Annotated in this window: 8 protein-coding genes; 4 read left to right on the forward strand and 4 right to left on the reverse strand. The window is 34.0% G+C overall.

Annotation, left to right across the window (positions count from 1 at the left end):
• Positions 1–46 precede the first annotated feature (46 nt).
• On the reverse strand, positions 47–3,268 hold the full coding sequence (locus F6K27_RS12835) for a class I SAM-dependent methyltransferase (RefSeq protein ID WP_287276575.1): 3,222 nt from the start codon (positions 3,266–3,268) through the stop codon (positions 47–49).
• Positions 3,269–3,455: 187 nt separating this feature from the next.
• The gene (locus tag F6K27_RS12840; RefSeq protein WP_287276577.1) at positions 3,456–3,890 is read right to left on the reverse strand and encodes a sulfotransferase domain-containing protein; all 435 of its coding nucleotides are present in this window, start codon (positions 3,888–3,890) and stop codon (positions 3,456–3,458) included.
• Positions 3,891–4,160: 270 nt separating this feature from the next.
• Between F6K27_RS12840 and F6K27_RS12845 the strand changes: the two genes are divergently transcribed.
• The 3 genes from F6K27_RS12845 (at position 4,161) to F6K27_RS12855 (ending at position 11,688) form a co-directional block, all read left to right on the forward strand.
• Complete coding sequence (locus F6K27_RS12845) at positions 4,161–9,746, forward strand: tetratricopeptide repeat protein (RefSeq protein ID WP_287276579.1); 5,586 nt, start codon at positions 4,161–4,163, stop codon at positions 9,744–9,746.
• The gene (locus F6K27_RS12850) at positions 9,701–10,240 is read left to right on the forward strand and encodes a hypothetical protein (RefSeq protein WP_287276581.1); all 540 of its coding nucleotides are present in this window, start codon (positions 9,701–9,703) and stop codon (positions 10,238–10,240) included. The genes F6K27_RS12845 and F6K27_RS12850 overlap by 46 nt, the downstream gene beginning before the upstream one ends.
• 62 nt (positions 10,241–10,302) lie before the next feature.
• A complete protein-coding gene (locus F6K27_RS12855; protein ID WP_287276583.1) occupies positions 10,303–11,688 on the forward strand; it encodes a heparinase II/III family protein in 1,386 nt (461 codons plus the stop codon).
• Positions 11,689–11,993: 305 nt separating this feature from the next.
• On the opposite strand, the gene F6K27_RS12860 is transcribed toward F6K27_RS12855, so the two are convergent.
• Together F6K27_RS12860 and F6K27_RS12865 are read right to left on the reverse strand one after the other, a co-directional pair.
• Positions 11,994–12,731 carry a transposase gene (locus F6K27_RS12860; RefSeq protein WP_287276585.1) on the reverse strand — a complete coding sequence of 246 codons (738 nt, stop codon included), beginning with the start codon at positions 12,729–12,731 and terminating at the stop codon, positions 11,994–11,996.
• Between the two features lie 190 nt (positions 12,732–12,921).
• Positions 12,922–13,233: a hypothetical protein gene (locus F6K27_RS12865; protein ID WP_287276587.1), complete on the reverse strand. Its 312-nt coding sequence runs from the start codon at positions 13,231–13,233 to the stop codon at positions 12,922–12,924.
• Positions 13,234–13,476: 243 nt separating this feature from the next.
• On the opposite strand from F6K27_RS12865, the gene F6K27_RS12870 reads away from it, so the two are divergent.
• Positions 13,477–14,040: a Uma2 family endonuclease gene (locus F6K27_RS12870; protein ID WP_287276589.1), complete on the forward strand. Its 564-nt coding sequence runs from the start codon at positions 13,477–13,479 to the stop codon at positions 14,038–14,040.
• Positions 14,041–14,187 lie beyond the last annotated feature (147 nt).

A 14,187-nucleotide genomic window follows, 5' to 3' on the forward strand; every position in this document is an offset into this window, starting at 1 on the left:
ATCCAAATATTTATTTTATTTAGAGGAAATTAATTGTAGAAGAGGATTAACTTATTGCAGATTTAATACTTGCAAAAATATTCTCGTATGACTCTCTTTTAAATAAAGTTTCCTGTAGTTCCACAAAATCCAAATATTCTAGACGACTGATAGTTTCTAAAGAATTCCATTTGGGTTGAAAATCTTTTCTCCATTGATTCCAGACAACAGTTTGCCCACGATCAGGAAAAGTTGCAAAACTGAACTGAGGAAAAAAATCATGGATAGCAGCAACAACTTTAAACACATCACCCATACAGGATGTGCCTTTCTCTTGAGATAACTCCTTTAACCTTGCACAATTTTGGTATGATGTTTGAGCTTGAGCATAACTTCCCGGACAAGTATCATCAATTAACCAAATAGTCTTTCCATGAGCTAAAGAAAGAGAGGCACAAAAGTCGCGAAAAGTTTGCTCAAAGGTATGCAGACCATCCAAGTATATCAAATCGAAGGGCTGAAAATCTTTAGCATGATTTCTGAAAAATTCATCGCTAGTAATTTCTAGAAAAACTATATTTTTAGTGGCATATCTATTAGTATTGAATTTGAATTTGGGATCGACTGCTACTTTATTTTTAATATTAATTGCATTGAAATTCATCCCTTTATATACTCCAACTTCCAGATAGTTAGAGGATTGATTAATTGTAGCAAGTTGATTGAGGCGACCGCTACTATTATGAAGTACTCTGCTATGAGTCTGAGTATTGCTAGTTTCGTTTTGATTTTTACGCTCTTGTAAATACATTTCTATAATATGATTGAGTGTATTTAGACTTTCATTTTGGTTAGGACGCACCTGTAAATACCCTTCTAAAATCTCTAAATAACGATGTTTATCTGGTTTTTCTAATTTGTTGTGTACCTGGTATATATGCTCCATAATATCACTTTTTTCCTGAGCAAAAAACTCTTCTTCTTTCCAGTATTTAAGCATAGCAAAATCATGGTTTATTAATGATTCAACTACTTTGTATGGATGTTGATTTATGGGAGTTTGTTTGATACCAATTACACCATTTCTCCAAATTCCTGATAGTAATATATCATTAGTATTTCCGGCAATAATATAGTTGCGACACTTACTATAAATATGTGGATAAAAATGTTGGTTATCTGGTCTTCTGGGAAGACAGGCAATATCAGCATCTAAATAGTTAATAAATTCCAAGGAATAAATAGCACTCCCTTCACTAAATATGATTTTTTTGGCACTCATTAAATAAGAAATTTGTTCGAGTATATTATAATTTTCAGGTTTTAAGGAAATATAGCCCTCATTAACCAACAGATTTTCCAGATATTTTTCACCAGCAGTATGTCCACTAAGAGGTATATGAGTTCGACCTAGAAAAAGCTTTAACTCTTTTTTGTTTTTTCTCAAATGATGAGTAGCATCAAAAATTCTTTGCTGTTGCTTTTCTAAGTAGGGGCGATACCATTCCTTCAGTCCTATTGATAACTCACTACCAGGTTCTGGAATAATCAGATTTTCAAAAGTACAATTATTGTTGGCAAAAATACACTTAGCAAGAGGAATTTCTAAAATTTCTAAAGCTTGAATAAACCATCGAGGCGGAGTATATTTCATCCCCTTGCTACTTTTTCTGGTAGCAAAAACAATGCCATCATGGATATTGCTATTGAATGCCCATAGGCGATGAATACTTTCAGTTAAAGCGTGTCCAAAGTGTGGTTGAAAATTACCTCCATAAATATATGTACCTGAATAAAATTTGGAATTATTCGGGATGACACTGTTGGGTTGATTGACTGGTTTTGCTTCGTCTATATACCATATTTTATTGAGAGTACTACCACGTCGATGACGAAATTTTTCTGGCATATCTTTAGGAAAAACAACACCTCCAACCCATGTCTGACGCCTAATCTTAATTGATTGAAAAATTGCATTATGTATGTGAAAGAGGCGATTTTCTTCTTTTGCTATTGACACATCAGCAATAACTACATTTTCCTCAAAAGTTGATTGATTTTTTCCTAAATATATTGCTTCTTGTAATGGCTTTTCCCACCAATAAGTATGTCGAGTATTGCTAACTGTTTTTGTAAATTGCCAATCTTTTAACAAATCTTGAGCTTGTTGATACCTTTCTCTTTGTGCATCATCCAACATTAATATTCCACCTGGTTTTAAAAGTTTAATTGATGCTTCAAAACATTTAACTCGATCGCGACCATCAACAATAATTAGATCGAAAGATTCTGCAGGAAACTTTTCGCATATTGTATGATATGGTCTTGCTAATAGTTTCATCTCTACTGGATGGCAATTTTTCTGCTTCTGAATCCGATCTTTAACTTGGTTAAACCACATACCGTCATGCTCAATAGAAGTCAGATTTTTAGTTAACTTAGATAGCCATATAGTAGAACCTCCACTGCCAAATTCCAGCACTTTAGCATCAAGTTTTTGCTTCAAGAAATTTTCTAAAAATTTGATAGCTTCTTTTGTCAATAAAGGAGTAGCTTTAATGTTTAATGATTTAGTATTGTTAGTCCGCATACAACCTATTGGCATTCGAGTTTCATCAGTAAATACTGCTTGTATTAGCCAATTAAATTTGGGTCGTAATTTCTTGACTGGGAAGTCTATACTAAAACCAATTTCTTTGACTTGGGGTGCTTCTGGATAACGTTTAGCTATATCAGGGCGTAGCTGATTAACAGAGATCTTTTTCAATATGCTACTCAATTCCACTATTTCTATAGCAACTACAGGACTCTTTTTTCCTAATACCCATCCAGAAATATTAATGGTATTTTTATCGTTAGTGTTTTCCTGAATGTCTTCGATTTTATACCCCCAAAATAATTCATCATATATTGGGTAAGAGTCTGCATCATAATTTTCAACAACTATTGTTGATGATTGAACAAAAGAGTTAATTACATTCTCTTCAACTTCCTGAAAAGTTTGCCTTGATTTGGAAATTGATTTGGAATCTAGTTTTGACTTAATTTGCTCTAACTCAGACTGATATTTATGTAATTTTTCTTTGACTTGAGACAGGGATATATGTTGTTTTTGTTCTTTGTTACCATTCATTTCCAAATTAAATTTTCTACCTAAATATTCTTCTAATTTTTGATGATAAGCTTGAAAGTATTCAGCAATATTTGAGCGGTTTTTTGGAGCTATTTGCTGATAAGATAGTTCATTATATTTCTTTTTATTAGTTACTTGATAATTAGGCAACCCCAAAAATTCAAAGACTTCTTTTAGTATGACATCTGGACGATCATAAAAATCTTCACTTTTCAGAATTTAAGAACTGTTCTCTGGGAAAAATACTCATCCATTTTTCTAATTGCTCAATGTAAATCCCTCTTTCTAAATAACTATAGTTTCTATGAAATAAACTTCTATAATTTTCATCAGATAAGAGTTTTTATTTTTCTAGATTCAATCTTTCTGGTTCTTTTTCAATTGCTTGTCTGAAAGGTAAAGGTTCTCGTTTTTTACTAATTCCTCGATTATGATGATAATGAGATACTGCTCTATCTATAGGATTTCTGAGCAGCACAATTAGTTTAACATCTGGTACTAAATTAAACATTCTCTGGGGAGTATGTGGATCGACTAGATAATCTGGTGTAGCTTCGCCAGTTATGAGATTTTTTCCATCAGGAATTGTGGGAAACTGAGATAAATACCAATCTACTCCTTCTGGTTTTTTTCTGTTTCCAGGTTTAGAAACCCAGTTAAAAAAATGCAATTCTTTTTTTGATGCAGGTAAAATTTGTGGATGCTCAATCATATAGTTATACAAGGATGTTGTACCACGCTTTTGAGCACCTATGATGATAAAACTAGGTAAAGTCATCTTGATATTATGAAACCTCTCTATATTTTTAGATATTTTATTTAATTCAATAATTTATATTTAATATGCAGTGGCAGAAAAAATTGATAATATTTTTGAAATTATTGTTGCCTCTTCCTAGCCAATTGAACTAAAAATTCCTACAGTCATTTATCAAGGATAACCTCAAGATAAAATTTGATTTAGGTCGAAATAATAAAATATAGCAACCTATAATATCTTAAGTTCGTCACCTGACGCGATAAGTAGTAGTCTCTAATGAAGACAAATATGAGTAACTCATTCCCCATAACTCCACAAACTGCAAGTCAATATTTCCATGCAGGCAACCAAGCTTTAGCACAGAAAAAAATAGACGAAGCGATCGCTCTCTATCAAAAGGCCATCGAACTTAACCCCAACTTTGCTTTGTATCAACAAACTTTGGGAGATGCTTTAGCTAAGATAGATAAATGGAAAGAAGCAGCAACAGTCTACCAAAAGGCAATAGAAATTAAACCAACTTCTGCATTGTCTCATCATAATTTGGGGAAAGTTCTGGAAAAACAAGGTCAGTTGGAACAGGCAATCGCCTCTTATTCCCAGGCCATAGAAATTAATCCTAATTTTTCAGAATTTTACATTGGTTTAGGAAGAGTTTTAGTTGAGGAGGGGTTACTTTATGAGGCTATTTCCCATTTCCAAAAGGCTATTTCTCTAGAACCTGACTCTAGTATGGCTCATCAAAATTTAGGGGTAGCTTTGGAAAAACAAGGTCAGATTGAGGAAGGGATAATCTGTTATCGAAAAGCGATTGAAATTGACCCTGGTTTCTGGGAAGGGTATCAAAAGTTAGGAACGGCTTTAACAAAATTGGGAGACTTCCATCAAGCTGCCGAAATTTATGGAAAGGCTTGCCAAATAATTCCTAATTTTGGTACAGTTTATTATTACTGTGGGGAAGCCTTGGCAAAATTGCATCGGTGGGATGAAGCTATTGCTGCATATCAGAAAGCAATTGGTTTATTGGGCGAGGATAAAGGTACCGCTCCTACGGCAGTAGTCTATCACCAGTTTGGCTATGCTCTAACTCAACAGCAGAAGTGGGAAGAAGCTATCTCCGCTTATCGAAAAGCAACGGAACTTCAGCCGAACTCTCCAGAAGTTTATCACCATCTTGGTTATGCTCTAGCTCAACAGCAAAAGTGGGAAGAAGCAGCGACAGCTTACCGGAAAGTTACGGAACTCCAGCCGGACTCCCCAGAGGTTTATCATTATTTGGGATATGCTCTATCCAAACTCCAACAATGGGAGGAAGCAGTTGTAGCTTACCGCAAAGCTTCTGAACTTCAACCAAATTCTCCAGATGTTTATCATCAGTTAGGTCATGCTTTGATTCAATTAAAGCAGAATGACTGGGCAGTGGCAGTGCTGCGCCAAGCAATAGAACTTAATCCTAACTTAGCTGAAGCTTATGGAGACTTGGGCAAAGCTTTGAGTAATATTAAACAGTGGGATGAGGCGATCGCTTCTTTCCAACGGGCTATTAATTTTTTGCAGGGACAGGGAGATACTGCCACTACTGCTCGGATATATGGTTATTTAGGGGAAGCTCATGCCTCACAAAAACAGTGGGATGAGGCGATTGTTAATTATCGTCGCGCCCTGAAGCTTAACCCCAAGTTACCAGAAGTTTACCATTGTCTGGCTTTAGCTTTGGCGCAGCAACAAAAATTTGATGATGCTATTGTCAGTTATCGCCAAGCTATTGAGCTAGGTGTTAATACAGCAGAAATTCACCATAAGTTAGGTCATACTCTCAGTAAACTAAAACGGTGGGAAGAAGCAGTAGTTAGTTATGGTAGGGCAGTAGAAATTAATCCTAATTCGGCAGCAGTTTATCATGTCCTGGGAGAAAGTCTTGTCCAACTAGAAAGGTGGGATGAGGCGGTGGTAGCTTATACGAAAGCTAGGCAACTTAATCCTAAATCTGCCGATGTTGCATACCATATTGGGGAACTAATGTCAAAGTTAGGTCGATGGGATGAGGCAGTGACTGCTTATGCTAAAGCTGTGGAGTTAAGACCATTATCGGCAAAGTTTCATTTTCAGTTAGGGGAAGCTAAGACTAAAAAAAATCCATTAAGTGAAGCAATAAGTTGTTATCGTCGTGCTTTGGAAATAGATCCTCATTTTTCTAAGGCTAAGAAAAAATTAGAAGAAGTTTTGTCATTTCAAAATGTTTTGAGAACAGGGGAACTTGGCAGTCTTAGTTTGTTAGGAGAAACAGAATTTGAAGGTTGTCTTGATTATGCAACTATCGACTATGTTTCTGGTTGGGCAAGAAATAAAAAAGACCCTGACAAAGTTGTATTTCTGGATATTTTTGTTGGCAATAATTTAGTCGGAACCTTAGTCGCGAATAAATACCGTCAAGATTTAGCTGAAGCTTTTGGTACTCACGGATGTCATGCTTTTGCTCAAAAAATTCCTCCTTCTTTACATAGTAATGGGTTAGTTGAAGTTAGTGTCAAGATTACAGAAACAGGTCAACAACTGAAAAATTCTCCTCAAGCATTAGTAGTCGGACCGAAAGGTAAAAAACATGAAGTTAATCTCAGTTTCGAGCAGGGAGAAATTAATAAACTTATTTATCGTGTTCAAGGAGTCAGGAGTCAGGAGTCAGGAGTCAGGAGTAAAGAATTTAAAAGTCAAAATTTAAAATTCCAAAGTGAAGCAGGAGTAAATTCTCAATTCAAAAGTCAAAATTCAAAATTCAAAAGTGCGGAAAAACCAAAAGTAGCAGTAATTATTTTGAGTTTGAATGGAGCGAAACTCTTAAGTGAATTATTTGCCTCCTTTGAGCTTTATAACAGCTATGAAAAATTAGAATTAGTAGTAGTTGACCACGGTTCAACAGATAATAGTATAGATGTCTGTACCCAATGGTCAGAAAAATTACCAATTACAATTATTGCCAGAGGAGAAAATTATTCTTTTTCCAACTCCAACAACGTAGGAGTAGATGAAACAAAAGCTCCTTTACTGTTATTTATGAATAACGATATTACCCTCTGCCAAGATATTATTCCCCAGATGGTAGAGCTAATTCAACAAGATGAAAATCTAGGAATGGTAGGAGTCAAATTATTAGATATAGTTAGCGATCGCTCTTTAGCTTTTCCTCCTACTCAACATTTAGGAGTGCAGTTATATTTCCACAGTCAAAATGAACCTTTTTATCCTTTTGAAATTCGATATGCTCCGCAATTATTAAAAATACAATCTGCTCCTTGGAAAGTACCTGTTGTTACGGGAGCATTAATGATGTGTCGGCGGGAAGATTTTCAGAAAGTGGGAGGTTTTAACGAAGACTACTTTTATGGTTATGAGGACGTAGACTTATGTTTGACTATCCGACAAAAATTAGGCAAAGAAATTATCAGTGCTAATCATTTAACAGCTTTTCATAATCGTGGTTTTTCTCGATTTAATAAAGGGAAAGAATTTACCCAGAAAATATTGAAAAATCGCCCAATAATAGAAAAAAGATACGCCTATTATTTACGCAGGAAACATCTACAAGATTATTTTGACAAAGGAATTTATTGGACTGGTCATCCTTTAACTATTGGGTTTGCTGTAACAGAAGCAGATATGGCAGCTTCCGCAGGAGATTATTTTACAGCGGTGGAATTAGGAGAACAATTAGTTAAAGAATTTGGATGGGATATTTATTATATTTCTGAAGGAGAAGATTGGTATTATATGACGCGATTAGATGTAATTGTTGTTATGCGCCATGATTATGATTTAGAAAGAATAGAAAATGCTAAACCAAGTTTAGTAAAAGTTGCTTGGGCAAGAAATTGGTTTGAGATTTGGGCGTCTCAAAAATCAGCAGGAGATTATGATTGTTTCTGGTGTTCTTCTCAAAAATCAGCAGATTATATTCAGCAGAAATTATTTAAACCTGCAACGGTAGTTAGAATAGCAACTAATGAGGAAAGGTTTAAAGAATTTAGAAGTGAGGAAGAAGGAGTCAGGAGTCAGGAGTCAGGAGTCAGGAGTGAAGAAGAATTCAGAATTCAGAATTCAGAATTCAGAAGTGAGGAAGAAGGAGTCAGGAGTCAGGAGTCAGGAGTCAGGAGTGAAGAAAAAGTTAGAACTGAACTAAGTAATAAAGTTTCAGAAACAGGCAAAAGTAAAGTAGGGAAAAATTCAGAAGTAGAAATTTCACAAGATTCAGAAAAATCCTTTTCTGAACTAGGTAATAAAATTCCCGAAGTCGGGAAAAATTCGGAAGTAGCAATTTTCAATCAGTCAGAAAAAATAAATTCTGAACCAGAGAAAAATTCAGAAGCAGCAAATTTCAACCAATCAGAAAAAGTCAATTCCAAACTAGACAATAAATATAAATCTGACTATTGCTTCACAGGAAGTTTCTGGAAAGATCCACGAGATATTATGAATTTGTTGGAACCGGATAATTTACCCTTTGAATTTGCTTTGTATGGCTATAACTGGGAAAAATTTGAGAAGTTTAAAAAGTACAATCGCGGACCTCTCCCTTATACAGATATGCCCAAAGTCTATGCTTCCACAAAAATAGTAATTGATGATGCAAATTCCGTCACAAAACAATGGGGTTCCACAAATTCGCGGGTGTTTGATGCCATTATGTCAGGTGCTTTAGTTGTCACAAATGGAGAATTAGGAAATCAAGAATCTTTCGACGGACTATTGCCTACTTATAATTCTCGCGAATCTCTCGAAAATTTATTACGAGAGTACCTCACAAATGAGGAATTAAGATTAGCCAAAGTTGCAGAATTACAGAAAATAGTCACAGAAAAACACACTTATAAACATCGTGCCCATACAATATTTTCTGCTTTGCGCGAAAAAATGAGTAATAGTTTCCGCATTGGCATAAAAATCGGAGTTCCTGACTGGAAACAAGCGCAAGAATGGGGAGACTATCATTTTGCCTTAGCAATGAAACGGCAATTTGAAATATTAGGTCATTCCGTCAGAATTGATATTTTGCCAGAGTGGGAAAATCCTCAAATATTTGGAGATGATGTGGCAATTACGATTCGCGGTTTGAGTCGTTATCAACCAAAGTCTTATCATATTAATTTGATGTGGAATATTAGTCATCCAGATAAAGTTTCCCTACAAGAATATGAACAATATGACCGAGTATTTGTGGCATCCCATTCCTATGCTGAGGAGTTACAGAAAAAGGTAAAAGTTCCAGTACAAACTTTACTCCAATGTACAGATCCAAATTTGTTTTATCCTGACAAAGAAGGTTATGAAGAAATAGGAGAAATTTTGTTTGTGGGAAATTCTCGGAAAGTTTATCGCCAGATAGTAAAAGATGCGGTGAAAAGTGGTTTAAAGGTAGATGTTTATGGTACAAACTGGGGTAATTTGTTGCCCGATGGTTATTTAAAAGGAGAATATATTCCCAATGAAATTTTACGACGTTATTACAGTAAGTGTGGCGTATTATTAAATGACCATTGGGATACTATGTTAGAAAAAGGATTTATTTCCAATCGTTTATTTGATGCTGCTGCTTGTGGAGCAACGATTATTTCTGACAAAATAGCAGGTTTAGAAAAAGTATTTGGAGATAAAATTTATACTTATAATTCTCAGGAATATTTGTCAAAAGTAATAGAAAATTGTTTGCAGCAAAAAAGTCAAAATGGAGGAGGAAAATTAGAGTTAGCAAAATATATTCGAGAGAATCATAGTTTTGAGAAAAGAGTAGGAGAAATGTTAGGAACTATTGAAACGTTAAATGAGGAAAAAATGTTGTGGAAGTTCATAAAAGCAGAAACAGAAACCGAGAATTTCTGCTGATTAGTGAAACAGAAATAACAGCATTAAAAAAACTAACTCATGTCTATCCATACAAAAATATTCTTGCTCAAATAAATGCTAACTGTAATTATGCCAAAAAATTAGGTTCCGAAGCTATTCTACAAACAGATGAATCTGCCAGCTTATTTGTTATTTATAATGTTTTGATGGAATTATGTTTAGCTTATAAATTGGCAGAGGATAAAGAAGCTGGTAAATTAGCCAAAAATATAGTCAACAAAATTAGCCAAAATTATCCTAGATATCCTAACTTGTTTAGTGAAGAAATTCATAGAGCATTTGTGCTAACTGGAATTATCTTATTTAGAGATATAGCTCCCGAATTATTTACCGTAGAAGAACATCTTTTGCTAGTAGAATTTATAGAGAAAAAACCAGGGAAACTTGGCAAGAATCTCACAGTAAACTTTGGGGAAGAAAAGACAAAGAACTTAATAGTTGGAATCATCGAATTATCGCTTTTTCCAGTTTAGCAATCGCTGCTATTAGTCTGGGTAATTATCTACCCAAAGCAAAAAAATGGCTAAATGTAGCAATGAGTCGCGTGGAAGACTTTTTTATTGATAGTATTACCGACCAAGGAATGACAAGAGAAGGTCTCTGGTATTGTGGATTTGTTTCTAAAATATTAGGGATTTTACTTCGTATTTGTCGCCGGAAAAATATTAAAGTTAATGGAGAATTTTTAGACGACAAATATAGTGAAAAATTAGACCGTTTAGTTGAATGGTATTTGTATGAATCATTCCCCCGTGGAAAATATCTAAATAACTGGAATGATTCATACTGGAATCCTCATAATGGTTTATGGGGATATTTAACCATAGTTGGTAATAGAAATCCTAGTCTCGTTACTTATATTTGGGAATTATTAATAGGTAGCAAAGGATTAAAAACTTATGGCAGAGACCCTAGTTTAAACTTCTCTTCCCTATTTGATGCCTACTTATTTTTACCTCCACCACCAGTAGGAGAATTTAAACCAGAAAAAACTAACTTATCAATACGTCGTTTTTGCTCCGATATTGGTTATTTAAACGTTAGAAATTATTGGTCATCTGAAGCAACAATAGTTAGTTTCAATTGTGGTAAATATATTGAGGGTATTCACGACCAGTCAGATAACAATTCTTTTGCATTAATATTTGCAGGTCAACCTCTAGTTATTGACTCTGGTGCTGCTAATAATACTGATGAAAATTCTCCATCATCTTCCCTAGGTCATAACTTAGTTTTAATTGATGGTAAAGGTCAAAGATTTTCAGGAAGGAGGAATGGTGTATCAGGAAAAATAATAGAATATGATTATTCTGAAGTGTTTGATTACATTATCGGAGATGCAACTGAATCATATAATTTACAGAATTATAATCCTGTTAATTTTGCCATTAGACATTTATGTTTTGTGAGAAAACCTTTTCCTTATGTAGTGACATTTGATGATATTGAGGCATCTTCTTTTTCAGATGGAAAATATCATCTATATGAGTATTTGCTGCATATTCCCAAAAACTTTAGTGTAGAAAAAATTAATAGCAATAAGTTTAGACTAAAGTCGGTAGAATCAGCAAATAATTGCTCATTTATTTTGCAATTTTTCAACCAAGAAAAACTAGAACTTAAAATCGAACAATTTCAATCAAAACATAATCATAGTTTTGCCAATCATAATTTATTGCGATTTAGCACCAAAGCCATAAATCCTCATTTTTTAGCTATGTTTATCTCTGAAAAAAATTTAGAAAATCTTTTTATTAAAAGTAATAAAGATGTTGATAATAGGAAAATTGTACTGGATATTTTATCGCCAGAATGGTCAGATAATCTAGAATTAAAATTTTATAGAGGAAAGAGGGGAAGTTTAAAAGATAAATTGTTTAAATTTCAACGAAATGAAATGATTCGTGAAAAAAAACTGTAAGGATTTGGTCTCCAAACTCTATTTTTGCTTTAGTTAATAGTTTTCTCCTCCCTACAACCTTTAAGAATAGAAATAAAAAGAAATAGAGAAGAAACAAAACTCAAATTTTATAATTCCTGTTTATTCTAACTACTTCCTATTCCCTATTTACAGAACTTTTGAGTATGGTGCGGTACAGTTTTTGCGGTTCAAGCATCCTGCTTGTTACAGTTACAAAATTACTAATAGACAAATAAGTGAAGTAGAAAAGAAACAAAATTAAAATTTATAATTCCTGTTTCTCCTAACTATTCCCTATTCCCTATTTAAGAATATGACTGATAAATTTGCCGTAATTGCTCAATAGTTTCCACAGTTTTGAGAGAGGAAAGAATAGTTTCTAAAACCTGAATATTTTCCAGAGTATTAATCTCGGAAAATATCTCTTTTCCTGATTCGCCAAACTTCAATTCTAATCCTGTTTCTATTCCAGAAAGTATTCCTCTTTGTTCACCAATTTGAATTCCTTCTTGTTTACCAATTTGAATTCCCTCTTGTAATATTTGCTGATACCAAGGAGATTGTTGTAAAACTGCCATATCCCACCTCATTATTTGTTGTATTATTTCAGTCTTTAATACAAATGTAGCAAAAAATCCTAGTAAATTTTCTAATTCTGAAAGTTCTTCATCCTCCCGTAAAAGTTGCAACGCTTTTCTCACAGTTGCTTCTTCTCCTCCATTTTTCAGAATAGAAACAAAAGGAAGTAAAGAGGGAAGAGGTTGTTGAAAAACTGCTTCTGCTTCTACTTCCCACAAGTTAATAACTCGATAATCTTGGCAAGCTCTCAGATTCAAAAATTCTGATTCGTAACAATTCACTATTTCTGTGGTTTCGCTTGGTTGGAGGATATTTATTAATACAGGATAAACAGGTTTTTGATACTTTTCTTCTGCTAATCCAGCATAAGCACGCATTCGACGTGGCATTTTTTTATCATACCTTAATTGCATTTCATTGAGAACTAGAAATTCTCCATGTTCTCGACTAGAAACACTCACCAAAACATCCCCTTCTCGACTTAACCATTGGAAGTCTGAAGAAACAATTTATTTGATAGTAACATTGGTAATTCCACTCACCCATTCTACCCAACGACTGGGGTTAATTCCAATGATACGTTTACTGCTAATATCTACTTTTTTGGTCATAGAATAAAGTCTAGTAATTTTTGAATAAAAGATGGATTAGGGATTAGGGATTAGGGGGAAATAATTGATGAAGAAAATTTTTAACCTTCTTCCTTACTGATAACTGATAACTGATAACTGATAACTGAAATGAAACCCAATCCCCATCCCGGCCATGAGGAGTAAAATGATTTTCAGATTCTGATTTGTAATTTCGTGTTCTATCCCCTATCTTAGGAATAGTAGGTTTTTCTTGGTAAGTCCAATTTTCCCAAAGAATGTTGGTCAAACTTTCCCTTGGCATCAGCATCCGCTCTTCCCAACCATAATCATTTCTATTTTCCGTTTTGTATACAATCCAGGTTTCAGTTGTCATATCTCGAATCCTCAAATGATGTTTATTCTCCCTCAAAAACGGAATCGACTTTCAGGATTTCTTGTTCTTTATTACATCTAATATCCTTCAACTTCCATCCATATTTCTGTTCCATTTTTTCACATTCTTCTGGGGTGGTAGCAGAATGAAGATTTTCAGGATTTTTGTCATTATTAGAGATTAACAGTACAATACCTATAATTATTTAAAATTAAAACATACGATGAAATTAATGCCAAAACCATGACAGCTATAACCATCAATTTTAACAATATCCTCAAACTTAACGACGACCAATTCTATCAATTATGTCGAGATAATCCCGAAATTAAATTTGAACGTAACATCAGAGGAGAAATAACAATTATGCCACCCACAGGAGGAGAAACAGGAGAATATAATGCCTCTCTTATTGCTGATTTTGTAATATGGAACCGTCAAACAAAACTAGGAAAAGTATTCGACTCTTCTACCTGTTTCAAACTTCCCAATAATTCCAATCGTTCTCCCGATGTATCCTGGATTAAATTAGAAAGATGGAATCAATTAACTCCCGAACAAAGAGAAAAATTTCCTCCTATAGCCCCAGATTTTGTATTAGAATTAATGTCACAATCTGATAGTTTAAAGGAGACTATAAATAAAATGCTAGAGTATATGGAAGGGGGAGTAAAATTAGGTTGGTTAATTGATAAGAAGAATTGTCTTGTGGAGATTTATCGCCAAGAAAAAGCCAAAGAAGTATTAGATTTCCCCGTAAGTTTATCAGGAGAAGATGTATTACCTGGTTTTGTTTTAGAGCTTTAGTTTAGAGCAGGAAAGGCAGAAATAATTATACAAAATCAAGATGGTAAAATTCCACTTTACAGAGTATTCATTAATCAAAAAAATACCTGAAATTAAGAATCCAGAAAAAAATTATGAATATGCTAACCCCAAATAACATTTATTGCC

The organism is Okeania sp. SIO2F5 (assembly GCF_010692685.1).
GTDB classification, from domain to species: Bacteria; Cyanobacteriota; Cyanobacteriia; order Cyanobacteriales; family Microcoleaceae; genus Okeania; species Okeania hirsuta.